Source organism: Azospirillum tabaci, assembly GCF_014596085.1.
GTDB lineage: Bacteria > Pseudomonadota > Alphaproteobacteria > Azospirillales > Azospirillaceae > Azospirillum > Azospirillum tabaci.
In genome coordinates this window covers 208422-231241 of the sequence record NZ_JACCJY010000006.1, presented here as the reverse complement: position 1 = coordinate 231241, position 22820 = coordinate 208422, and the positions used below count along the sequence as shown (strand labels likewise).

Sequence of the window (22820 nt, the reverse complement as noted above, 5' to 3'; positions counted from 1 at the left end):
CAGGTCACCACGGCACACGCCACACCACACCGGAGTGGACGCAGCAAGGCGTCAGTCACACTCGACAATCGTCGCCACACTGGCCGGTTCCCACCAGCAGGACATCCGCGGGGTGGAGCAGCCCGGTAGCTCGTCAGGCTCATAACCTGAAGGTCGCAGGTTCAAATCCTGCCCCCGCAACCAACTTTATTTGCTCGGCAAGGCCGGCCCCGGAGACGGGGCTGGCCTTTCGCGTTTCGGAGCACAGCGCCAGGATGCCGGCCAGCGCACCGTGCAGGTCCACCCGCAGCGTACCGTCCTCCGGCGTCAGCACCACGGCCTCGACCAACGACCGGATCAGTTCCACCGCCTCAGCCTGCGTGTCGGGCGTGATCAGCGCGTCCTGCAGCGCCGTCATCCGTGCCCGATACAGCTCCGCCATGTTGGGGTGGAGGAGGGGGCGACGCTTGGCAGGGGCTTCGGCAAGAGCTAGGCGGAGTTCCTCCTGCCGGGCTTCCAGCCGGACAAGCTCGTCCTTCACCGACCGGGCCGGAACCCCTTCCGCTATGGCGTCGACCAGCTTGCCCATGCGCCGCTCGACCCGCGCCAACTCTGCTTTGGCCTGATCCACGGTCGAGCTCTCGGCGGCATGCAGGCGGTTCAGTTCCGCGGTGAACTCCTCGCAGAACGCCTTGAACAGTTTCGGCTCCATCAGCCGTTGGCGCAGGCTATCCAGCACCGTCGCTTCGAGCACGTCGCGGCGAATGTTCACCCGGTTGCCGCACGCTGTCGGACCTTTGTTGCGTGCCGCCGAGCAGCCGAACAAGTTGGCGGAAATCTTCGAGTAACCTCCGCCACAGCAGCCGCAACGGATCAAACCCGACAGCAGGAAACGGGGACGACGTCGATCCCAGAACTCCTGCGGACCGCCTGCAGCACCACGGACGTCGTTCGTCATCTGCGCTTGGCGCGCCTTCACCCGATTCCAAAGCTCCTGGTCGACGATGCGCAATTCGGGCACCTCCTGCACGACCCACTGGTCGGGTGCGTTCAGCCGCGACACACGCTTCCCACTGTCCGGATCCTTGATGTAGCGCTGACGGTTCCACACGAGCCGGCCGATGTAGAGTTCGTTGTTGAGCACGCCGGTGCCGCGCTCGGCGTTGCCATTGATCGTGGACGGCCCCCAGGTCCCGCCGCTCGGGGCGGGAATGCCTTCGGCGTTGAGGGCGAGGGCGATGCGCTTGGGAGACAGCCCGGTTGCGTAATCGCGGAAAACCCGACGGACAACGGCCGCCTCGGCCTCGTTGATGCGCCGCTGTCCGTGCACCGGCAGCCCATCGGGCCCGAAGGCGTGCACGATATCATAGCCGTAACACCGCCCGCCCGCCGAAGCACCAGCCTCCACCCGGCCGCGCAAGCCGCGCCGCGTCTTGTCGGCCAGATCCTTCAAGAAGAGGGCGTTCATCGTGCCCTTCAAGCCGACGTGCAGGTCGGTGATTTCCCCCTCGGCCAGCGTGGTGATGCGGATGCCGGCGAACTGCATGCGCTTGTAGAAGGCAGCGACGTCCGCTTGATCACGGCTGATCCGGTCCAGCGCTTCGGCTACCACAACCGTGAAGCGGGCGGCCATCGCGTCTTCGATCAGCGCCTGAATCCCCGGGCGCAACAACGAACCGCCGCTGATCGCCCGGTCAGCGTAGGTCTGGGTGAGTGTCCAGCCTTCCCGAGCGAGACGCTCCCGGCACAGGCGAACCTGGTCCTCGATGGAGGCGTCACGCTGCTGGTCGGAGCTGTAGCGGGCGTAGATGACGGCTTTCATGTTCAGCCCTCCACGCTCGGGCGTCGGCCCCGGGTTCCCGGCCCTGTCCTGCGCAAGTGCTGCACGGTGTCCTGCAATTGTCGGGCGGCGTTCAGCGAGGCCGCATGGTTGTAGTAGCGCTCCGATGTCCGCAACGTGGCATGGCCCAGAATGGACATGATGATCGCCACCTCCTCGGGAGCCCGAAGCGCGACGGTGGTCGCCGCGCAGTCCCGGAAGAAGTGCGACGGGATCGCAACCCCAACCGTCCGTTTGGTTACCCGCGGCAGGATCTGCTGCACGCTTTTGAGGTCGAGGGGCCCAAGCCGGCCGATCCACAAAGCGTCCGACGCCAGCCCCTCCAACAGGACCGGGCGATGTTCCGTAAGGTACGCATGCAAATGGGGCACCAGAGAACTGGGCCACGGGAATTCCAGTGGTCGGTGCGTCTTCATCTCGGAACCGGCAAAGCGCACGAGCACGGAATCGTCGTCGATGAGGACGTGCAAGCCGAGCGCCATCATCGCGAGGTTGGACAGGCGGATGGGCCGCAGCGCCAGGAAGGCCATCAACAATCCGTCGCGGTAGTGGAGCGCCCGGGTGCGCGGATTGCGCTTGGACTGCGCCTCGCTCATCAAACGCAAGCCGGCCTCGACGAGGCGGTTGGTCTCAACCAGCCGATCCATTTTGCTGCGCGCCGGCACCGCCTGCGCTTCCAACCGAGAGGCGGCGGTGCGCAGCCAACCGATATCGGCACCGGGCGCCATGACGCGGACCGCTTCGTGCAGGCGCGTGATCATGGTCGCAATCGATTTTGGTGCCAGGGAACGGCGCAGGTAGGCGAGATAACCATGCACGCGCTCGCGGGTGATCCGGCCGTCCGGCGGAAGGACGGGATCGAGCAGGCTCTGATCGGCGAGCCATGCCAGCCAGTGACCGTAGCACAGGACGGTGTGGTCCGCGGTGACGGCACGCCAATGGGCGGCCAGACCGGGATCGTCCAGCGGGTCCGAACCGGCGCGTGCCGTCTCCCAGGCCTGCCGGTCAACGTCCGGCCAGGTTTTCAGGGCGAGCGGGGCCAACGGCAGAAGGCGGCGGCCGCGGGGCATCACCGAGCCTCCATGCGGCGTTGGGAGAGCGATGGCCTGGAGCGGAGATCTTCGACCAGCCGATCATAACGGCGGATGTTCGCGGCGCGTTCCTCACCGGCGTAGTGGGTCACCGTGGTGGTGATGTTCCGATGCCCGAGCAGTTGGCGGGTCCCTTCGTAGTTGGTCGGGTCGTGCTGCAGGTTCAGCTTGGCGGCGATGTGACGGAAGCTGTGCGCCGTCACCGTCAGTCCGGTTTCCTTGTGGACCTGAGTGCTGATCTGTTCGGACAGGCGGTGGAGAGCTTTGTGGCCAGCTCCCTTGCCGGGGAACAAATAGCGGTTGTCCGGCTCGGTCAACTGCGGGCGATACTCACGCAGATAGAGGTTGAGCAGACGGGTGGACGCAGGCGGCAACTCGAAGGCGAGATCTTGGCCGTTCTTCACCTCGTGCGCCTCCAACACGATGTGGACGGTGTCGCCGATCGGTGAGCGGGTCCAACGCAAGTGGCGGTCGAGGCAGAGCGTGGCCAAGTTGGCGCGACGGATGGCCGTCATCAGCAAAAGTTCTACAGCGACGGCGGTCTGAACGCGCAGCGCTTCGCCGCGGGTACCGAGCGCCTGGCGGTGAACGCTGTCGGTCACCCGCTGGGGAAACTGCAGCAGGTCGGCGAGGCGGGCCGGGTTGTCGAGCTGGCGCAGAATGGACTTATTTTTGTCGGTCATCCCTTGCCGCGGCGGCCTGATGCGCCGGACGACGGTGCGCAGTTCTTCCAGTTGATCATCCGGCAGACGCACCCAGTGCTGGGCGGCGCCCAGCATGGCGATGGCCAGGGCAGCCGGCTGTGCCTTGCCGTGCCCGTTGTCCGTGATGAGGTACCGCAGCGCTTCTTTGAATGTGTGCATGGTGACCAAATCAGCGAGCGACTTGAGTGTGCTCGGGTCGTTGCCGCGCAAGGCGATGGCGGAGGCCCACATGCGGACCTGCTGCCGGCGCGCCTTGAGTGTGCTCGGCTTCATCGGCCTCTTGGGGCCGAATTCGGCCAAGGGATCGTCACCGGTCAGTTGCGCGAGCCAGTTGTCGACGTCGGTCTGCAGGCTTTCGGGAAAGCAATGCCATTCCAGCGACCATTGCCGGGGCGAGCGCGGCAACGTGAGGCGGGTCTTCGGCCAAGTCGGGACAGCCGTCGTCATCCGGTTCCAGATGCGGACCAGATCGCGCTGCATGGTCGCGGGGCCGCGGCAGAAGTCCACCTTGTCGAGGTAGTGACGGAAACCGGCTACCACGGTGTCATCGACATGCTCCGGAGCGATGTCCCGTTCCGAGCAGAAGCGGAAGAAGCGGGTCAGGGCATAGCGCGTGAATTTGCTGGGAACCTGCTCATAGAGGGCTGCCCAGGCCTCCGTGAAGGTCTGGGTATTGCGGCCTTCGGACCAGCCAACCAGCCGAAGCGTGCGGGTGAGATCGGCCCGCAGGTTCTGCAGGCGCTTGGCGCTGACGCCGACCTCGCGCGGGTGCAGCTTGTGCAGGCGAGCCAGCAAGGCGCGCTCGTTGGCCTCCAGCTGATCGGGGGTAGCCTTCAGGAGCTTGGCGATGGAAACGATCGACGAACGCAGGGCTCGCTGCTTGCCAACCTCGAGATCGGCTGCGTCGAGGCTATCCAGCAATTCGGCGAGCGTGCGCGGCTTGTTCGCAATGGTCGGCGTGGTCGTGCTGAGGGCGGAGGAAATGGTGTCCATGGGAACCTTGTGGAATGGTATGGAGTGGCGCGATCCTGGTGACCGTTTTGGGACAGTATCACGGGACAAAACGGAAGGTTTTGCTCCGTGGTGTTCTCCCAATAGCCTCTCAACTCATTGAAATGGGCAGAATTATGAGGAATCCAGGTGAATTAGCGACGGTGCATCTTGATGAAGACTTCCAGGTCTTCGGGAGCGATGCGGACGAGGCGCCCAAAGCGGTGGGCGTGCAGGTGTCCAGCCTTGATCTGCTCGCGGATCCACCGCGAGCAGGTCTGGGTGATATCCGCGGCCTGTTCGACCGTCAGCATGCGCGGCTCAGCCGTCTTGGAAGGAAAGGTCTTCGGCATCGGAGGCTCCAGGTTTGGCGTCGCGGAAGCCGGGCAAATCTCCGAAGTCGCTGGTCCCTTCGATCCACGCCTTGGCGGCGACACGAGCCAGCAAGCGGGAAAGCCCGATGAGGCTGGTGTCGTCGCTCGGGCGGTCGTCAAAGCAATCCGCCGTCACGGGCGGATGCGAATGGCGCCGAACGGAGTGCAGGGAATCCGGGGTGATCATGCTCGTCTTTGAGGGAACGCAGTGGAAACGAGCCCCCATAATGTGAATTGGCCGGATTGCTGCAACAAGCGTGGAGTCCGGCCGAATAGGGCTATTTATCCTCCAGGCTTTCCAGGAACATCGCGGTCCTCGTCTCTTCGAGTTCCCGGTAGGCCTGCAGAGCCTCGTAGATGTAGGAACGCGAGCGCTGGTGCTCCTGCATGAGTTCCGCGACCAACCGCTTCTGGTTGCTCACCTGTTCGAACCGGGGAGCAATGAGCTCTCCAAAGGCTTCAAGTTGCCCCTTGCGATCCGGAATGGATTGGCCGCCCTTCGGGAGGCGGATGGCGAACAGCAATGGAGCGTCCGAGTTCGGGTCGAACAACTCGGCAAGCCAACGTTGGTCGTCGGGCGCCAAGCAGCCGCCTTGCAGACGCCGCACCAGCTCGTTGACGTCCAGCTTGTGGAGCAATGGCCCCCACAAAGCGTCGTGTGCCGCATTTGGGTAGGACGGCGGACGTTGGACGGTACGACGCTTCAAAACAAATCTGAACGGTGCCTTTTCGGAGTTGTCGAGAAAGCGTGCCACCCATCGCTGCGCCTGAAACGACAGAAGCCCGCAGCGTAGCAGGTAGACCAACTGATCAAGTTTCCACTCCTTGTGCAGCTGGTGATTGAGAAGCGCATCACGCACGATTTCAGATCCGTCGGCCATAGTTGCCTCGGTTAATTCGGGTTCGAGAGTTTTTCAGTGGTTGGCCGTGCCAGCGGAGAGTGTCGACGCCGGTACAACCGCTGTCGGACTGAAACTATCACCGAATCCTTCAGGAACGTTCCCTCTTCACCTAATCAGAAAGGATTAGTGCATGTCTTGTGTTTACGACAGCAACGTTGCGAACACGCGCCCACTGATGTTCAGCGAGGCGTATCGCAGGTTGTCCCCACGCCACGCGAGGCAAAATGACCATGCAGCCCTGCTGCGCTACGCGCTCGCCAGCGCACGTTTGGCGGCAGGCGCATACCTCCGCCATGTCGGAAAGGACGGCTTCGCCTCTCTCTCCCGCATCGACCTCGAAAGGCTGTTGTCGCGGATCGTCTGGGTCGTCCAGGCTTCAGTGAATGCTGCTGACGACCTTAAAATCTTGCAGAGCGAGCGGGTCAAGGAGGCCGCGGATTTGACCCTCAGGTTCACGCACGCGATCGGGAAAGGCCGGTTGGAGGATTGGACTGCCGCAGAATGGCGGCGCTTCGTTTTCGTGATATTTGGCGTGATCGGAGAGAAATCGCTGTCCGACTGAGGCGCGAGCGCAAGTAGGGCAGCGTCGACCATCACAGCGTGGATAGCGACGCCGATCCGAGCATCATTCCTAACGCCGGTTTCAAGCAGAAAGCGCGCACGGTGCCGTGTGCGCTTTCTCGTCGTCTGCTGCTTATATGCCGGGGATAGCAACGCAGATCAGCGATTGGGGGCGACTCTCATATTGCCGTTGACGGATATGCGCATGTCAGGATATTTGGATTTCGCATATCCGAAAAGCGGATATGCTGCGCAAGAGATATGCTCTAAAAAGGATATTCTGATGCTGGAATATGCGTGTTCCCTTTTCCAAGCGCTCTCAGACCCCATTCGCCTCCGCTGTATCATCATGATGCGTCTTAATGGGGCCATGGCAGTTAATGATCTGGCGTTTCTTTTGCAAGTTCCGCAACCAAAGGTATCTAAGCATTTGGCGATACTTAAAAACGCAGGACTCGCTTGCAGGAAAAGGGACGCGTCATGGGTTAAATACAGTATCGCCCCCGAATTGCCGGTTTGGGTTCATGTTGTTATTGAGCAAGCTATGAATGGTCTGGCGGAGGTAAATGATCCGGTTGTTGGTAAAGATTTTGAGCGCCATATGTCATACAGGCTTCCGAGTCAGAAAGATGATGGGAATAATAAAAATGATAAACAGGAGAAATTTCCCTCATAAAATAAGTATTATTTGAAGAAATCGCCTCTGTAACTCTATGGGGTGGGTAATCAGTTGGAAGACCCATGTGTGGGTGACCCCTCTGGCGCATGAGGGAAATCCGAGCTGACTGGCCGAGAAGGGTGCATCCACGTGTCCATCTTGTTATTGCAGCCGATGGCTGCTGACCTTGATGATTTCCGCGGATTAATGCAGACATCACCTTGTCGCGCTCATAGCCCGTTTCGAAAGCTGTACCGACGGGGCGAGGGTTTGAGGCGGCGGCTATTGGCAGGGAAACCCATTGCCGAAGGCCGCCGATGTGGACACCCGAGGACCGCCGGTTGGTTGGCGATTACGGCGCCGGCCAAGCGCTGAGCGATGACCAATACCGGCTGATCGCCCCTCTGATCCCGTCGGCCAAGCCCGGCGAATGCGCCGACTGCTGGATGCCCTGTTCACCGTGGTGCGGACCGGCTGCCAATGGCGCTGCCTGCCGCCCCCACCGGCCTTCCCGCCCTGTCCCACAGCCTACAGCTACTTCCGCGCCTTTCTGGAAGCCAGCATGTGGGAAAACCTGCGTCATCATCTGGTGGTGATGCTGCGCGAGCAGGAGGGCAGCGATCCGACCCCAACCGCCGCCATCTTCGACACCCAGAGCGTGAAGACCACGGAAAAGGGGGAGCGCGCGGCTTCGACGCGGCCAAGAAGGTCAAGGGCCGCAAGCGTCACATCGCCGTCGACACTTCGGGCTTCATGCTCGGTGTTCTCGTCCACGCTGTCGACATCCAGGATGCCGACAGCACTGGCTGAGCGTTGCTGACGCGGATCAAGCGGCTGTATTGCTGGCTGCGGGCCGTCTTCGCCGACAGCATCTACATCCGGATGCCGGTGATCCTCGCCTACTTCCTGCTCAGGCTGACGCTGATCATCGTCCGGCGCATCGCCGGTGGCGGCTTCATCCTCGTTCAGCCGCTGGGTGGTCGAACGATCCTTCGGATGGCTCGGACGATGGCGACGGTTGTCCAAGGATCATGAGGAATGCACGGACATCGCCGAGGCCATGGTCACCGTCGCCGCCATCAGAATCATGTTGCACCGTCTCGTTCATCCAAACCGAAGGCGGCTTCCTTCACCTGCCTTTTGAAACAGGCTGTCAGCTTGCCACCGTTTCAAAAAGATGGAGGCGCCGTCCACCACATCAGCGCACACCACATTAGCTCAGATGATGACTTGAATGGAGCCAATAAGGATGCCAGATTTTTTAATGGGCTCCTCCCCAGACGGCCTATTTATGAGGTTGGGTGATGGACGGTGCGTCGGAGCAGAGTCGGGATGTGATCGAAGGGCGGCGGAGCCGTACAGGCCTGTTTGCGTTTTTGATGGGAATACTGACTGGCGTCAACATAGCGTTAACATTGGCCTTTTTGTTGGAAGTAAAAATCACCCTTCCATAGCCATCAGCTCATAACCATTGGACCATAATTGTCTGGTATACGCAGAGTGACCCGCTCCCCTGAAACTTCTCCACGCTGATTTAGAGTCTGTCGAGCAAGGAGACGGACATGAAGAAGAGCCGGTTCAGCGGGGAACAGATCATTGGAATCCTGCGTGAGCAGGATGCCGGCAGGCCAACGGCGGAGGTCTGCCGCGAGCACGGGATCAGCGAGGCGACGTTCTTCCAGTGGAAGGCGAAGTACGGCGGTATGGAGGTGTCGGAAGCCAAGCGGCTGAAGAGGCTGTTCACCTCGCTCGTCCATGCCCGTGCCGTTCTGGCGGTGTGGCACAGCGATTACACCTACGTCCGACCGCAATCCGGCCTTTGCGGCGCCGCGCTGATCGAGATTGCCACGCGAATGTCGCCGCAACCGGGGCCGGGGCATGCCCCGGTTGCCATCAACGCCCGGTCAGGGCATTACATGAGGGGACTCCCACTCTGAGCGGAAGAAGCTTGGGGAGCAGGTCAGCCTGCATCCTCATCGTCGCAACCCGCCTCGCGGAGTTCTGAAAACTGTGCCTCACTCTCTGCCATGAGGCTATGCGATAGTGGTGACTGTCGCTGCGAACAACTCATTTAGATTCTCGGCTGTGCCAGAAGGCGGCATTAGCGCTTCATGGAACAGGCGGCGTTTACGAGTAAGCAACGCGTTCAAATTGCGGTCGAAAGCCGAGCAACCTTTGCCCAGAACCGCCATGGGGATATGAACGAACACGGGCTTGGTCTGTCCGATGCGCAGAGCGCGGCCGGTGCACTGGTCCTCCACTGCCGGATTCCACCAGCGTGAGAGGTGGATTACGTGATTGGCGTTGGTCAGAGTCAGGCCGACGCCACCAGCCCGGGGAGACAGGATCATCGCGTCGAACTTGTCGGCACTTGCCTGGAAACGGTCTACCCGTGCTTGCCGGACGGTGCCGGCCACTTGGCCGCTGATGATCATGGGCGGGGCAAGGAGCCGATAGCGCCGTTGGAGGATGCCGGCCAAGCGCGCCTGCATCGCGAGGTCCTCAAGGAAGATGAGAACGCGTTCGCCTTTTTGAGCAATGTCGTCGAGCGCCGTGAAGGCGGCGGTCAAGCGGGCGGATGCGGCGATGAATGCGTCGTCGCCGACGGCGCTGTCGGGGGCCGGATGAAGCGATATGGCGCGCATCCGCTGCAGCGCCCCCAGCATGGCACCGGCCTTTTCCGCCGTCCGGGCTTCGGTGATGGCTGATTCATAGGCGTTCCGCTGCACCGGCGGCATCGGCGTTTCGTAGATGATCTCCTGCGGCAGCGGCAGGTCAGGCAGGCGGTCCTGCTTCAGCCGGCGCAGCAGCAGAGGCGCGCGTCCGCCATGCCAGGCGTCGAGCGAGGACTTCAGGCGCTTCAGCCGCTCCGGATCGGGCGACCGTTCATAGTCGGCGCTGAAGCTCTTCAACTCGCCAAGCACGGCCGGGTGTATGGCGTCGGTGATGCACCACAGATCGGACAGGCGGTTCTCCACCGGCGTTCCGGTCATGGCGATGCGGAAATCGGCGTTCATCGCCTTGGCCGCATCGGTCAGGCGCACGCCGGGCGTCTTGATCTTCTGCGCCTCGTCGAACAGCATGGCCGCGAAGCGGATCTTGCCGAAGTCACGATCGAAGTCGCGCAGGGTCTCATAGGTGGTCAGCACCCAGTCGGCGGACTGCAGCGCGTCGACGTCGAGCGCCGGGCTGCCGTCGGCACTCCGGCGCTTCAGTGCGGCCAGCCCGCGTCCGAATGCCTCGGTGCAGTGGCCGAGACCAGGGGAGACGAGATGGCGGTCGGCCTCGGCCCGCCAGTTCTGCAACAGGCCCGTCGGGGCGACGACGGCGACCGGCGCGCGCGGGATGGCGCCCTCGGCCATGCCGGTCCGGAGCCAAGCGAGGAAGGCCAAGCCTTGCAGGGTCTTGCCCAGCCCCATGTCGTCGGCCAGCAGAACGCCCGGCCGGCCCATCGTCCATGCCTGTTGCAGCCAGGACAGCCCTTCCGTCTGGTGCGGCTTCAGCGGCGTGGCGAGTGCCGGCGGCAGCGATTGCGACGAAGCGGGGCGGGGCGAGAACTGTCCTTCAACCTCCACCGCTTCTTCGTTCGGGCGGATCAAGAGCACCTCGGGCCCGCTTTTCTCGTCGGACGTCGGCTCTGCCGGTGGCGGTGGGTCCTTCGGCATGCGGTCGGCGGCGAGTTTGTTCAAGGCCGCCAGCGTGTCGGTGGTGGCCGGAACGGGGATGTCCTGCCCGTCCACCAGCACCGACACGCTGGGCAGGCCGGCTCCGATGGCATCCTCAACCCGCGCGCGCAGCGCGTTGGCCTCTTCCTCCGTCAGGGGCACCGCCCGGTCGCCGATCATCAGGCCAGAGGGCGGCGGAGAGGCCGCGGCCGGGCCCCCATTGCCCCCCGCATCGCCCCGTTTGCCGTCGCCGAACCAGTCGGTGGGGGCAAGCGGCACCCAGGGCACGACCCGGGGTCGCCACAGGCCCAGCCCAACCACGCGGTCGGCGTAGGCGGCGGTCTCGCGAAAAACGGTCTCCAGGACCGTGTCGTCGAGGTCGGGTCCGAGCGCATCGCGCAGGAAGGCGCGGGGAGACGCGAACAGAGCCCGTCGCGTCGCCGGCGGTGCCGATTGGACGCGCCGCACCTCCTCCAACGCCCGGCGCAGCACCGGCGTCGTCACGGCGTACCAATTGCCGCCCAGCGCGTAGACGGACCGGGCCGTGGTGAAGCGGTTGAACTGGTCCTCGCCGAAGATCCGTTGCCGGTCCTCCGACAGCAGCGGCTGCTCCGGAGCGTCCCCCGCCCGATGCAGGATCGGCACCAGCCGCGCGGCATCGCCGTCGCCCCTCAGGTCCAGCGAGAAGGAGTCCGCGACGGCGATGGTCATCGTACCGATCAACCCGTCGGCGTCGGCCGTCCCGGCATCAATCGCGGCGGGCAGCACCTCGCGCAGGGCCGACATGGCGGCGAAGCGGGCGCCCTGGTCGTCGCCCGCGGCCTGAATCACGCGATCGACCCCCTCCACGATCTGGAAAAGGGCGTCTGACAGCCGTCCCCACTTCCCGCCGATCCGCAGGAAGGCGCCCGTCCGCGTCGCTCCGACCACCGGTTGGCCCGTCGGGCGGCGCCATTCCAACTCCACGGTGAAGGATGGGCTGGTGATCACGCCCCGGGTCCGCAGATGTGCCACCACTGGTGCGGGGGGCGGAAGCCCAAGCGCCGACGCCTCCCGGTTCGACAGGCCGGCGACCGCCCGGTGTTCGATCAGCAGAAGGTCGCTGTCGGCGATGGCGCTGTCGGCGGCGATCAGCCGCTGCGCCAAGTCGACGCCGGGCAGCAGGCTGTCTGGAACCGTCACTGCCCAACGGTCGACCGCCAAAGGTCCGGCCGGTCCGATCAGCCGGATTTCGACGCCGGCGGACTGCGGGTCGGCTGCGAAGCGATGGGTCATGTCGGCATCCAGTCGTGATGGGTCAGATGGATCCCCGCGCGATCGGCCAGCATCCGTGCGACGCTGCCCTGCCACCGGCTGCTGTCTGAGCCGATATGGCTCAGACCACCGGAGTCTCGTCGTCCGTTGGAGCCATATCTGGGATTCGGTGGGAAGGGGAGACCGGCTCCGGTCACATCGTCACGTGAGTAGTTCCGTTGGTAGAGTCTCGGCGCCGTCCTCCAGTCGATCGGCCATGCCCGAAGCTTTCCGTTGTGGCTCCATTCGCAAAAGATTGTGTTCCGAACGCGCAGTAGAAGAATCGATTGATCGGCATGGCCGTCCAAGCGGGCGTAAGCACCGTTCAGGTCACGAACAGCGCGCGCGGAGGCGTGGACGTTCGATCCGAGGGCCAGCCATGCTTCATTAATGCCGCCGGCCTCCAGGCAAGCCGACCAGAAAGCCTCGCGGTATCGCCAATGCTTGTCGTAGGCGTAATCGCCAATGACTTCGAAGAAGGCGTTGAGCGACGCCCGCGCCAGCCAACGGCGCATCTCGGCAATCGCCTCGTCGCCGGCCTTCAGCCACCGCTCCGGATGCAGGCGCGGGTCGCGGAGATGGGCTAGGAGGAAGGACTGCACCGCAGCCCGCACCGAATCGTCGGGGGTGCGACGGTCGGTCATCCAGGGCGCCAGCAGACTGCGCGCGAGCTGGCCGTAGACCTCCGGTTCGGAAAAGCGCAACCGACCGTTGGGCGCCAGGAACTCCGTCAGGCGCGCCATGGCGGTTTCGCCGGCGGTGCCGACGAGGCATTCCGGCGCCATTTGGAGCACCTCGTCCTGAACCGCGCGCATGTAGCCGGAGACGGCCCGCAGCGGATCGTCGAGGCACGCACGGGCGAGCAGGTCGGGAACGGGATCGGTGCTTTGCAGGATGTGCCGCGCTAGCGTCTTCGGTCCCTGGGCGGCATCGAAGAGGTGATACCCGCTGTCCGCCAGGCGCCAGGGTTGAAGACGCGCATCAGGATTGCCGGTGATCAGGCGCCGGATGGCGCGACCGGCCTCCGCAATCCGGGGGCCATCCGGCGCAAAACCCTTCAGCCACCCCTCGATGAGCGTCCTGCGCACCCCGGCGCGGCGGTCGGCCAGCCGGAGAACCGCTTCCAACAGCCCGTCCAGCGTGGCCAGCGGCGCCTTGTCCGCCCACATCAGCCAGGGCGCATCCCGCAAGTCGCGTGGCGCCGCGGCATCCCAGCCCTGCGGACTGTGCACAGCCTGTTGCAGCCGTTGGCGCACTGCCTGAAGGACATCGCCGGCCGGCAGCGCCGGGGCCGCGTCGCCCGCCGCCAACGCGGCCACCATCCGCGCGCTTTCCGGCACATCGGGCAGCCTTGCGCCGCGGCTCAGCAGCTCCACGGCGGCGCGCAGGGTCTTGAGAGCCTCGACGGTGTGGTTCATGGGACGGTGCCCAGCAGGCCGCGGATCCGGTCGCGCAATCGCTGCAACTCCTCAGAGGTGCGGGCGGACAGCACGAAACGCAGGTCGATGCGGCGGTTGCGCCGGTAGTCCTCTTCTGTCGCCGCCTGGGCTTCGGGCAGGGGGCGACGCTCGCCGTAGCCGGACACGCCGAGCAAGGGGAGTCCATCGCTGTTGCGCAGCTCTTCCAAAACTGGCTGGGTCTGGCGCAGGGTCTGGAACACGGCCAGCGCGCGGTCAGTCGACAGGCGGTCGTTGCGTGCCTGTGACTGCGACGGGGCAAGGTTGCGGTAGGGCTGCCGGTCCGTGTGCCCTTCCACCAGCATGGTTTCAAGGATCGGCATGCTGTCCGGCGGGCAGCCGTCCGCGCGTCCGCCCACGGCGTAGCAGGGCAGCAGCCCGGACAGGACGTCGGCCAAGGTCACGATGGTCTGCTGCGCCTCCGCCCGGTAGACGGCCTGCCCGGTCTCGAACAGAAGGTCGCCCGACAGCCGCAGAATGCCTGAACCGGGATCGAGCGACACGCGAACCCCTTGGTCCTGCAAGGACTTCTCCAGCGACAGCAACAGCCGGTTGCGCTGGTTCTGGCGGTTTTCCAGATCGCGTTCGAGTTGGGCGACCGCTTCGGTCAGCAAGTGCCGCAGCTCTTCGTTCTGTGCCCGCTGCCGGGCCGCTTCCGCCGATTGGCGCTGCGCCTCTGCCTGGGCCAGCCTTGCGTGTTCAGCCTGCTGCTGCGCCTCGGTCTCCGCCAGTTCGGCGCGCCGCAGGGCCTCCTCATAGCGGGCGCGCTCGATCATCTGCTCTTCCTCCGCGTCGCGGAAGTTGAGGGCGAACACGGTCAGCATCAGCAGGAAGACGAACAGCACGCCGACCATCAGGTCGCTGATCGAGGCGAAGTATCCCTCGCCGCCTTCGTCCTCGGCTCCGGTAGACGTCGCCATGTCCCATTCCCTCAGCGCACAGCCGGCACGAAGTCTTCGAGCGTGCTCTCAAGATTGCTGACCAAGCTGCCCAGCTGGGTGGCCGCCTTTGCGAGATTCTGGTCGGTCTGGCTGACGAAGCCGGCGATCTCGCGCGTGAAGCCCTGAAGGCCGATTTGAAGAGTGTCCAGGGTTTTCGCCAGCTCGCGGTCCACTCCTTCGAAGCGTTGTGCGGCGCCGTCCAGGCTTGCGGTCAGCTTTTGGGCGGCGTCCAGCACTGTGGTGAAGCGGGTGGCGGTACCGGACACCTGTTCGACCGCACGGCTGACCTCCAGCGAGGCCTTGGCCAACGGCTCCATGACCGCGCGGGCGCTCTGGCTGGCGGCGTTGATGGTGTCCGCCGCTTTGGAGAGGGGCTCGGCGGCCCTCGCGGCGGCGTGTTCGAACTCCGTGCTGCGGGAGGCGAGCGTCGTGGCGGCCTGACCCAAGGCGGCGATCTGACCGGCCAGCCCGCCGGCCCGTTCCCCGACCAGCCCGCCGGCATCGCGCATGGATCCGCCCGCGGCCTCGCCGCCCTTGCGGAGGGCGTCGGCCGCCTCGTTGCCTGCCCGGCCCAGCCGGTCGGCGGCGTCGCTCAACGCCGTCGCGACACCATCCCCGGCTTCGCCCAAAGCGGTGCGGAGGGTAGCGGCGCTGGCGGTTCCGCTTTCCCGCAGCGCGTCGCCCGCTTGACCGAGCGCGGTTCGCAGATCGGCCATCATGGCCTGCAACTCGGTCCTCATGCCTTCGGTGGCGTCGGCGATGCGGTTCACCGCTTGCTCCGCCCCTTGACCCAGCGCGCTGCCGCCTTCGGACGCCGCCCGTTCCAGGCCGGCGGACATCCGCTCCACCGACCGCTCCAGGCCGGCGGTGGTTTCCGCTACGCGGGCGGCCAGATGGCTGAATGCCTCCGTTCCCGCGTTGCGGCTGCCTTCGGCGAGCGCCCGCAACTCCGCCACCATCGCCTCCACCGACGCCGAAAGGCGGGCGCCGCTTTCCTCCGCCTGCCGGCCCATGGTCGTTTCCATCGCGGCGGCGGCCTGGGCCAGGGTGGCGGCAACGCCACGGGCGGCTTCCTCGAAGCCGGTGGCCGCGGCTTCGATCCGGGAGGCCATGTGCTGCCCTGCCTCGGCGCCGGCGGTGCGGCTCTGCTCTGCGACGGTCCGCAGTGTTTCGGTCAGGCCGCCCATCTGGTCGGTGATGCGGGAAAGCGCGGCTTCGGCCCCTTCGCCCATGCGGGCGGCCATGGCGTCGGCGGACTGCGCCATCCGCACCGCGGCGTCGCCCAACCCCTGCTGAAGACCTTCCAGTCGCGCCCCCAGCCCCGACAGCGTCTCCGCAACGCCCTGCATGCGGTCGCCGGTTCCCCCCTGGAGCTTCTCCAAGAAGGCGTCGAGCATCGAGCGCATGGCGTCCTCGTTGCGCGAGGCCATGCCGTCGGCCAGCCGGCTCATCGAGTCCGCCAACGGGCCGATGTGCTCCCCCAGCCGCGTGTCGAAGGCGCGGTCCATGGCGCTTCCGAGCGAGACGGCCAGATCGTTCGTAAAGCTCTCGAAATAGTCGGACTGCCGCGCCAGCAGTTCGTTCGTCTCTTGCTGGAGCGCGGCCGGTGTCATCAGCGGAATGCGCAACTCAAGCGCCGCTTGGAAGCGGTCCAGGGCGCGTTCGACCTGCTTCAGGCGGTGTTTGCGGATGACCGCATAGACGATGGACAGCAGCATACCCATCAGCGACGTGATGAACTTGAACGACGCCGTGTCGAGCAGCTGCCGCAGAGCGCCGTTGCGTTCCGCCGCGGTGCCGGTCACCACCTCGCCGGCGCTGCCCAGCGCGACCGCAAGTCCCAGGAACGTGAACAGCAGTCCGGCGCCGACCAGCAGATTCGGCATGGCCGCGTGGTAGCGCAAGTCGGTTTCAATGGCCGGCCCGCGCAGAAGGTCCAGATTGAACCACGCCGCCGGTCGTGTCGTCGAGCGCACGGGGCGGCCCGCCGTCCGTGGCAGAAGCAGCGACTCCTGGTACTCCCGCCAAGCGCCGCCGAGGATCGGGTCGCGCCCAAAGCTGGCGCTGACCTCCTCATAGCGCTGGGCGAAGGACAAAGCGTCGGCGGATTTGTCGAGTTCGCCATTCGCGGCCAAAAGAGAGCGGAGAAAAAGCTTCGTTCCGTTATCCAGGGAGATAATCGAAGCCGTTGCCCAAAAAACGAGGAGTAGGATAACCAGCCCAATTGTGTAGGGGTTGGAGATGATGGAAGCGACGGCTTGAGCTATGTTCATGGAGTGATGACCGCCTGAATAACCTCTCGCATACAATGGCGTTTATAATTACAAATTCTTGAAAATGCCCTAACGGTATTGTGAATGCCCACGATAACCATTTCGATCTATGACGGGGAGCAATTCCTCGAAAGGCGCGAATGCCGCGCGACCCTGCTGCCCGACCAGCGGGCGGCGGTGGTGTGGCGGGGGTTGGCCTATCTGGTGCTGGAGGGGGATCGGATCGACATCGCGGGGGAGGCTGTGATCCCCACCGCTGTTCCGCCCGCGCCGGATGCGGCAATGCCGCCCGTGGCACGCTTCGCCGTGGTCGAGGGGGTGGGGGAGGCCTACCTGCTGATCCAAGGGTCGGTGCTTGATCGCGAACAGGCGGCTGCGCGGCTGGCGGCCGACGGGATCCCGGTCATCCGGTCTGGCCAGTATCTCGGCGAACCGGTGGATGGCTTGGCCGCCGACTGGTTCGTGAGGTTCGAAAGCCAAGCCGTTGCCCCGGGCGCTCTGGCGGCACGCATTGGCGCCCTGCTCGATGGGGCACTGCTGTCGGCCGAGGGTCCCGCCAACATGGCGGCGTTGCGGCTTCGCCTCGTGGAAGGCGAACTGGCCCGGGCACACGCCGCGGCGGCGTCGCTGAAGGCGGAGGTTGCCGCCTTGCGGCTCGCGCTGGCCGAGCGAATGCCCGCCGATGCCCAGGACGAAGCCCGGGACCGGGCCGACCGGTTGCAGGCCGACTTAGAGGAACTGCAAAGAACGCTTGTCGAGGAGTCGAAGAACCGCCTCGCCGCGGAAGCGTTCGCGCTGGAAGCTCCGCCGACGCCACGCCCGGCGGCACCCGGGCGGCTGAGCGAGGAGGTGGCCGCCGTCTTTGCCAGCCTGCTGCCCCGCATCCGCTTGCTCCGCGCCAGCCTGGACGTGGCCGCCGTGGAGTTCTCCGACCGCCGGTTCCTGTATGGCGCCCTCGCGGAACTCGCCGCCGGCACCGGTGGAACCCCGGCGAACTGGAAAAAGGTCAAGGGCGCCGACCGCTGGTGGGAACGGCACATTTCCAACGGCCAGGATGACGCCGGCCGGATTTACGCGCGTCTGGATCCGGAAGACCGCAGATGGGAGGTGCTCGTGTCCCACAAGTCTGAGCAACCCAGGGACATTGCATGGTTACGATCCCGCGGCTGACCGGTGGCAGCCGTCGCGACAGGCCGTCTTTCGGCACCGACGCAGTAGCGCTTGGTCTACTCCAGGTCGCGGTCGTCCGGTGACATACCCCGTTGCGCGCCGTATAGTGTGTGCTCTCTGGGAGGAAATGTTGGGCCGGTCGGTCAATTTCGCATTCTTGGCGCAGCATGACACCCAGCTCGACCGGCTGGGGGCGCTGGCCGAGCGTTTCTTCGCCGAGGATGCCAACACCGCCATCATCAAGCTGCGCCAGTTCGCCGAACTGCTGGCCCAGCTCACCGCGGCGAAGCTGGGGCTGTGGACGTCGCCCGAGGAGAAACAGGCGGACCTGTTGCGCCGCTTGCGCGACCGCGGCGCCCTGACGCGCGAGGTCGGGGACCTCTTCCACTTCATCCGCAAGGCCGGCAACGCCGCCGCCCACGACCTGGACGGCGACCACGCGACCGCGCTGTCCTGCCTGAAGCACGCGCGCACGCTGGGCGTCTGGTTTCATCGCACCGTCACGAGCGACCGCGCGTTTGCCCCCAGCCCCTTCCTGCCGCCGCCCGATCCGCGTGCCGAGGGCGCGGCGCTGAAGGCAGAGCTGGAGCGGCTGCGCAAGGCGGTTGCGGAGCAGCAGTTGGCGCACGAGCGCATCGCGGCCGAGGCGCAGGCCGAAGCCGAACGGCGCCTGTCCGCCGAGGAACGCGCCGCCCGCGCCGACGCCGAGCGTCTGGAGTGGGAGCGGCTGGCGCAGGAGGCCGACGCCGACCGCGCGCGCCTGGAAGCAGAACTGGCCACCGCCCAGGCGAGCGCCGCCGCCGAAGCGCCCGAGGCGATCCAGCACCGCGTCGAGCTTGCGCAGGAGGTCGGCCAGGGCATCGACCTGGACGAGCGCGAGACCCGCCGCCTGATCGACGCCCAACTCCGCGATGCCGGATGGCAGGCCGACAGCGAAGCCCTGACCTTCGCCGCCGGCGCCCGGCCGCAGAAGGGGCGCAATCTCGCCATCGCGGAATGGCCGACGGCGAACGGCCCGGCCGACTATGTGCTGTTCGCCGGGCTCACCGCCCTGGCCGTGGTGGAGGCCAAGCGCCGCAACGCCGACGCCCCGGCCGCCATCGACCAGGCGCGCCGCTACGCCGAGGGCTTCGTCACCCATGGCGACGAGGCACCGCCGGTGGAGGGTCCGTGGGGCGCCATACGGGTGCCCTTCCTGTTCGCCACCAACGGCCGCCCCTTCCTGCGGCAGTTCGAGACGGCGTCCGGCACCTGGTTCCGCGACGCCCGCCACGCGGACAACCTGCGCAAGGCGCTGGACGGCTGGTACACCCCGTCCGGCCTGCTGGAGCTGCTGCGCAACGACCCGCACGCAGCGCAGGAGCGGCTGGCGCGCGACCCCTTCGCCTTCAACTTCCCGCTCCGCGACTACCAGGAGCGCGCCATCCGCCGGATCGAGGAGGCCATCGGCAACGGCCGGCGCGAGGTGCTGGTGGCCATGGCGACCGGCACCGGCAAGACCAAGACCTGCATCGCCCTGGTCTACCGCCTGCTGAAGGCGCAGCGCTTCCGCCGCATCCTGTTCCTGGTGGACCGCACGGCGCTGGGCGAGCAGGCCGGCAACGCGTTCAAGGAAACGCGCATGGAGCACCAGCAGGTCTTCGCCGACATCTTCGCGGTGAAGGACCTGGGCGAGATCGCCCCCGATCCCGAGACCAAGCTGCACATCGCCACCGTCCAGGCGCTGGTCAAGCGCACCCTCTACAGCGACGACCCGCCGCCCATCGACCAGTACGACTGCATCGTGGTGGACGAGTGCCACCGCGGCTACCTGCTCGACCGCGAGATGGGCGACGACGAGATCCGTTTCCGCGACCAGGGCGACTACATCTCCAAGTACCGGCGCGTGCTCGACCGCTTCGACGCGGTGAAGATCGGCCTGACCGCCACCCCGGCGCTGCACACGGTGGAGATCTTCGGAGAGCCGGCCTTCCGCTACACCTACCAGGAGGCGGTGATCGACGGCTGGCTGGTGGACCACGAGCCGCCGTTGCGCGCCCACACCGCGCTCAGCCAGCAGGGCATCCACTGGGACGCGGGCGCGGCCGTGGACGTGCTGGACACCCGAACGGGCCAGCTCGACCTCGTCCATCTGCCGGACGAGGTGCGGTTCGACGTCGAGGACTTCAACCGCAAGGTCATCACGCCGGACTTCAACCGCGTCATCGCCGAATGGCTGGCCGGGCACATCGACCCGGGCCTGCCCGGCAAGACCCTGGTGTTCTGCGCCACCGACCGGCACGCCGACATCGTCGTCGGCGCGCTCAAAACGGCCTTCGCCGCGCGCTACGGCGCCGTCGAGGACGACGCGGTGGTGAAGATCACCGGCAAGGCCGACCAGCCGATGCAGCAGATCCGCCGCTTCAAGAACGAGGCCCTGCCCAAGGTCGCGGTCACCGTCGACCTGCTGACCACCGGCATCGACGTGCCGGAGATCGTCAACCTCGTCTTCATCCGCCGGGTCGGCAGCCGCATCCTGTACGAGCAGATGATCGGCCGCGGCACCCGCCTGTGCGAGGACCTGTTCGGCCCCGGCCAGCACAAGACCGCCTTCCGCATCTTCGACGCCGTCGGCCTCTATGCCGCCATGCAGGACCTGACGGAGATGCGGCCGGTCGTGGCGAACCCCAACATCACCTTCGCCATGCTGATGGGCGAACTGGCCGAGGCCACCGGCACGCCGGTGGACGCGCCGCCGCCGCCGACCGGCTTCGCGCCAACGGGATTCGCCCCAACAGGATTCGCAGAGGAAGGGCCAGCCCCCTTCATCGGCCCGCCGGAGGTGGAGGAGCGCCGGGCGCAGCAGGCCCGCTGGCTGGTCGGCCAGATCGTCGCCAAGCTGCACCGCAAGAAGCGCCGCCTGTCCGACAGCGGCGCCCGCCGCTTCCGCGAGCTGGCGGGCACCGACCCGGACAACTTCATCCGCCGCCTGCGCGAGGCCCTGCCCGAGGAGGCGGCGCGCCTGCTGCTCGACCATCGCGCGCTGATGGAGATGCTGGACACCCGCATCGGCGACGACCCGATCCACGTGCCGCTCTACACCGGTGCCGACTCGTTCCGTCACGAGGAAACCGGCTACGGCCCCGGCATCACCCGGCCGGAGGATTATCTCGCCAGCTTCCGCAGCTATCTCACCGAGAACCTGAACCGCATCCCGGCGCTCGCCGCCGTCGCCAACGCCCCGCGCGACCTGACCCGCGCGCAGCTTCGCGAGGTGCGATTGAAGCTGGAGCAGGACGGCTTCGGCGAGGCGGAACTGCGCGCCGCCTTCCGCGACGCCACCAACGCCGACATCGCCGCCTCGATCATCGGCTACATCCGCCAGGCAGCGCTGGGCGATCCGCTCTTCCCCTACGACGAGCGTGTGGACCACGCCATGCGCCGGGTGCTATCCAGCCGTCCCTGGACGCAGGCGCAGCGGCAATGGCTGGAGCGCATCGCCCGGCAGATGAAGAAGGAGGTCGTCATCGACCGCGAGACGCTGGATCAGGGCGAGTTCCGCCAGCAGGGCGGCGGCTTCGCACGGCTGAACCGGGTGTTCGACGGGCGGCTGGAGGCGATCCTAGGGGAGATCGGCGAGGGGATTTGGGGGAAAGTTGGGTAATAAATTTGCTTAGAGCAATGTATGCCGCATTTCCCTAAGAAAAATATTAATCATATGGTGAGAAAATGAAGAAATGGATCGATTTTAGCGTTGATGCTAGTTCTTGGGCTGCGGTAAGTCGAGCCGTTCCCGGAACGTTTCCAACAGGTACTTGCAGCTTTTGTTTTCCACTGTCGGAAGTTCTTCTTATTATAGGATTAGTCACCATCCCAGGAAGCGCATCAGGAATTTCATTGGCCGAGTATTGGGCTTGGTTGCGATATTTCTCATGTGTGGATGACGGCAGGAAGCTGGCTTTGAACGCTTTTTGCAATGAACTCGATTCACATCAAAAGACAATTTTGAGTGATGATTTTGGCATGGGATTCGCCTTTTATTGTATGAAGGAACTTCTTGAATTTGAGGAATTTTGTGATGGAGCGTATTTTGAAAAACGTCTACTCCGAAAACTGGGAGGCCACTATATTGGAAAAGTTGCAAAGAGTGGTGCTCGGAAGACGCCTGATTTTGTGTGCAAGTCATATGGGCCGGATTTTTATCATCAGATTGAATGCAAGGGAACGCAAAGTAGCTATTCTGCATTGAATAAGCAAATTCAGGCTGGGATGACGCAAATAAAAAATATGAGTTTTCCCGCCGCGGTTTCTGGAGAGCGAATTGTGGTTGGGACGCTGGTTGAGTGCTCTGGAAAAGATCATGATTCAAAAATAGTGGTTGCCGATCCCGAATGGCAGGCAGAATTAGTTTTGTCGGAGCAGGATCTTCCTATTGCTGATGATGCTTTAGTAAGAGGTATGGTCGGAAAACTTCTGTGCGCTGCTGGCTTGCCGTCTACTTCATCAGTAATCATGGATCCTGATGGTGGGGTCGACTATGCTGAAAGGTTAGACCTTCCAGATTCCCATGTGGACTCTCTCCGGAGACAGGCCAGTAAAAGAAAGGAAAATGCTGTGACCGAACTGAGGCGAGGATCGATGCAGCAATTTTCGATCGGCTCTGGGGTGTTCATGGGTAGGGAGGCGGTAATTAACTTCAATTTACCAGTTATAGTCAATGGGTTGGAGTTTAGTAGCGCGATAATTCGCCAAGGTGTTGAGAAATCAGCTATTAATGGTATCTCCATAAACGACATTGATAGCGAAGATATCGGAAAATCTTGTCCTGGGTTGCGTCGCAACGGAAAAATAACGTCGAAATCAGAAAATGGATTCTCCGAACTTAGGATTGGAGGAAATTTTTATTCATCTTTGGAGCTTATTTAGTTTAAAATGAGTGGAAA

18 protein-coding genes, 1 tRNA gene and 2 pseudogenes are annotated in these 22820 nt (G+C 64.6%); 11 read left to right on the top strand and 10 right to left on the bottom strand.

From position 1 onward, the window contains the following. Positions 1–106: 106 nt before the first annotated feature. Positions 107–183, top strand: a tRNA-Met gene (locus H0B54_RS10420). On the opposite strand, the gene H0B54_RS10415 is transcribed toward H0B54_RS10420, so the two are convergent. The 6 genes from H0B54_RS10415 to H0B54_RS10390 form a co-directional block, all read right to left on the bottom strand. Beyond that, positions 140–1801 carry a recombinase family protein gene (locus tag H0B54_RS10415; protein ID WP_188260245.1) on the bottom strand — a complete coding sequence of 554 codons (1662 nt, stop codon included), beginning with the start codon at positions 1799–1801 and terminating at the stop codon, positions 140–142. The two genes, H0B54_RS10420 and H0B54_RS10415, sit on opposite strands and share 44 nt — an antisense overlap. A gap of 2 nt (positions 1802–1803) precedes the next feature. After that, entirely contained in the window at positions 1804–2889 is a 1086-nt protein-coding gene (locus H0B54_RS10410) for a tyrosine-type recombinase/integrase (protein ID WP_188260230.1), read from the bottom strand. After that, complete coding sequence (locus H0B54_RS10405; protein WP_188260229.1) at positions 2889–4607, bottom strand: site-specific integrase; 1719 nt, start codon at positions 4605–4607, stop codon at positions 2889–2891. Before H0B54_RS10405 ends, H0B54_RS10410 begins: the two co-directional genes overlap by 1 nt. A gap of 152 nt (positions 4608–4759) precedes the next feature. After that, positions 4760–4918, bottom strand: a complete 159-nt coding sequence (locus tag H0B54_RS10400) for a helix-turn-helix domain-containing protein (RefSeq protein ID WP_188260228.1) — start codon at positions 4916–4918, stop codon at positions 4760–4762. Between the two features lie 7 nt (positions 4919–4925). After that, positions 4926–5165: a hypothetical protein gene (locus H0B54_RS10395; protein WP_188260227.1), complete on the bottom strand. Its 240-nt coding sequence runs from the start codon at positions 5163–5165 to the stop codon at positions 4926–4928. Between the two features lie 91 nt (positions 5166–5256). Next, entirely contained in the window at positions 5257–5859 is a 603-nt protein-coding gene (locus H0B54_RS10390; protein WP_188260226.1) for a hypothetical protein, read from the bottom strand. 151 nt (positions 5860–6010) lie between these two features. Here H0B54_RS10390 and H0B54_RS10385 point away from each other — a divergent pair, with 151 nt between their 5' ends. The 7 genes and pseudogenes from H0B54_RS10385 to H0B54_RS10370 all read left to right on the top strand — a co-directional run. Further along, complete coding sequence (locus tag H0B54_RS10385) at positions 6011–6442, top strand: hypothetical protein (protein WP_188260225.1); 432 nt, start codon at positions 6011–6013, stop codon at positions 6440–6442. Between the two features lie 204 nt (positions 6443–6646). Further along, entirely contained in the window at positions 6647–7117 is a 471-nt protein-coding gene (locus tag H0B54_RS10380) for an ArsR/SmtB family transcription factor (RefSeq protein ID WP_188260224.1), read from the top strand. A 367-nt stretch (positions 7118–7484) separates the two neighbouring features. Then, a pseudogene (locus H0B54_RS30500) lies at positions 7485–7664 on the top strand (transposase); the annotation flags it as partial. Beyond that, positions 7580–7909 carry a transposase gene (locus H0B54_RS29480; RefSeq protein WP_425490025.1) on the top strand — a complete coding sequence of 110 codons (330 nt, stop codon included), beginning with the start codon at positions 7580–7582 and terminating at the stop codon, positions 7907–7909. The pseudogene H0B54_RS30500 and the gene H0B54_RS29480, both read left to right, overlap by 85 nt. 3 nt (positions 7910–7912) lie before the next feature. After that, positions 7913–8134 (top strand): hypothetical protein, encoded by a 222-nt coding sequence (locus H0B54_RS29475; RefSeq protein ID WP_211109303.1) that lies wholly within the window; start codon positions 7913–7915, stop codon positions 8132–8134. Beyond that, positions 8046–8243 carry a transposase gene (locus H0B54_RS30495; protein WP_211109292.1) on the top strand — a complete coding sequence of 66 codons (198 nt, stop codon included), beginning with the start codon at positions 8046–8048 and terminating at the stop codon, positions 8241–8243. Before H0B54_RS29475 ends, H0B54_RS30495 begins: the two co-directional genes overlap by 89 nt. Before the next feature lie 418 nt (positions 8244–8661). Beyond that, a pseudogene (locus H0B54_RS10370) lies at positions 8662–8839 on the top strand (transposase); the annotation flags it as partial. A gap of 293 nt (positions 8840–9132) precedes the next feature. Here H0B54_RS10370 and H0B54_RS10365 read toward each other — a convergent pair. The 4 genes from H0B54_RS10365 to H0B54_RS10350 are packed head-to-tail and all read right to left on the bottom strand — an operon-like array spanning position 9133 to position 16590. Further along, a complete protein-coding gene (locus tag H0B54_RS10365; RefSeq protein ID WP_188260223.1) occupies positions 9133–12039 on the bottom strand; it encodes a DEAD/DEAH box helicase in 2907 nt (968 codons plus the stop codon). Continuing rightward, entirely contained in the window at positions 12036–13475 is a 1440-nt protein-coding gene (locus tag H0B54_RS10360) for an EH signature domain-containing protein (protein WP_188260222.1), read from the bottom strand. The genes H0B54_RS10365 and H0B54_RS10360 overlap by 4 nt, the downstream gene beginning before the upstream one ends. Next, complete coding sequence (locus H0B54_RS10355) at positions 13472–14434, bottom strand: OmpA/MotB family protein (RefSeq protein ID WP_188260221.1); 963 nt, start codon at positions 14432–14434, stop codon at positions 13472–13474. The genes H0B54_RS10360 and H0B54_RS10355 overlap by 4 nt, the downstream gene beginning before the upstream one ends. An 11-nt stretch (positions 14435–14445) precedes the next feature. Beyond that, positions 14446–16590, bottom strand: coding sequence for a hypothetical protein (locus H0B54_RS10350; RefSeq protein ID WP_188260220.1), 2145 nt, complete (start codon positions 16588–16590; stop codon positions 14446–14448). A gap of 222 nt (positions 16591–16812) precedes the next feature. Between H0B54_RS10350 and H0B54_RS10345 the strand changes: the two genes are divergently transcribed. From H0B54_RS10345 to H0B54_RS10335, 3 genes are all read left to right on the top strand, one after another. Beyond that, the gene (locus H0B54_RS10345) at positions 16813–17898 is read left to right on the top strand and encodes a hypothetical protein (RefSeq protein WP_188260219.1); all 1086 of its coding nucleotides are present in this window, start codon (positions 16813–16815) and stop codon (positions 17896–17898) included. Beyond that, positions 17783–21541, top strand: coding sequence for a type I restriction-modification system endonuclease (gene hsdR / locus H0B54_RS10340; protein WP_343068923.1), 3759 nt, complete (start codon positions 17783–17785; stop codon positions 21539–21541). The genes H0B54_RS10345 and hsdR overlap by 116 nt, the downstream gene beginning before the upstream one ends. A gap of 65 nt (positions 21542–21606) precedes the next feature. Next, positions 21607–22803: a hypothetical protein gene (locus H0B54_RS10335; protein ID WP_188260217.1), complete on the top strand. Its 1197-nt coding sequence runs from the start codon at positions 21607–21609 to the stop codon at positions 22801–22803. Positions 22804–22820 lie beyond the last annotated feature (17 nt).

What these genes read in the sequence shown, in the direction of transcription:
- H0B54_RS10365 (WP_188260223.1), bottom strand. Translation starts at nt 12,039, where the DNA reads ATGACCCATCGCTTCGCAGCCGACCCGCAGTCCGCCGGCGTCGAAATC.
- H0B54_RS10405 (WP_188260229.1), bottom strand. Translation starts at nt 4,607, where the DNA reads ATGGACACCATTTCCTCCGCCCTCAGCACGACCACGCCGACCATTGCG.
- H0B54_RS10345 (WP_188260219.1), top strand. Translation starts at nt 16,813, where the DNA reads ATGCCCACGATAACCATTTCGATCTATGACGGGGAGCAATTCCTCGAA.
- H0B54_RS10410 (WP_188260230.1), bottom strand. Translation starts at nt 2,889, where the DNA reads ATGCCCCGCGGCCGCCGCCTTCTGCCGTTGGCCCCGCTCGCCCTGAAA.
- H0B54_RS10380 (WP_188260224.1), top strand. Translation starts at nt 6,647, where the DNA reads ATGTCAGGATATTTGGATTTCGCATATCCGAAAAGCGGATATGCTGCG.
- H0B54_RS29480 (WP_425490025.1), top strand. Translation starts at nt 7,580, where the DNA reads ATGGCGCTGCCTGCCGCCCCCACCGGCCTTCCCGCCCTGTCCCACAGC.
- H0B54_RS10355 (WP_188260221.1), bottom strand. Translation starts at nt 14,434, where the DNA reads ATGGCGACGTCTACCGGAGCCGAGGACGAAGGCGGCGAGGGATACTTC.
- H0B54_RS10415 (WP_188260245.1), bottom strand. Translation starts at nt 1,801, where the DNA reads ATGAAAGCCGTCATCTACGCCCGCTACAGCTCCGACCAGCAGCGTGAC.
- H0B54_RS10385 (WP_188260225.1), top strand. Translation starts at nt 6,011, where the DNA reads ATGTCTTGTGTTTACGACAGCAACGTTGCGAACACGCGCCCACTGATG.
- H0B54_RS10360 (WP_188260222.1), bottom strand. Translation starts at nt 13,475, where the DNA reads ATGAACCACACCGTCGAGGCTCTCAAGACCCTGCGCGCCGCCGTGGAG.
- H0B54_RS10335 (WP_188260217.1), top strand. Translation starts at nt 21,607, where the DNA reads ATGAAGAAATGGATCGATTTTAGCGTTGATGCTAGTTCTTGGGCTGCG.
- H0B54_RS10395 (WP_188260227.1), bottom strand. Translation starts at nt 5,165, where the DNA reads ATGATCACCCCGGATTCCCTGCACTCCGTTCGGCGCCATTCGCATCCG.
- hsdR (WP_343068923.1), top strand. Translation starts at nt 17,783, where the DNA reads ATGACGCCGGCCGGATTTACGCGCGTCTGGATCCGGAAGACCGCAGAT.
- H0B54_RS10400 (WP_188260228.1), bottom strand. Translation starts at nt 4,918, where the DNA reads ATGCTGACGGTCGAACAGGCCGCGGATATCACCCAGACCTGCTCGCGG.
- H0B54_RS10390 (WP_188260226.1), bottom strand. Translation starts at nt 5,859, where the DNA reads ATGGCCGACGGATCTGAAATCGTGCGTGATGCGCTTCTCAATCACCAG.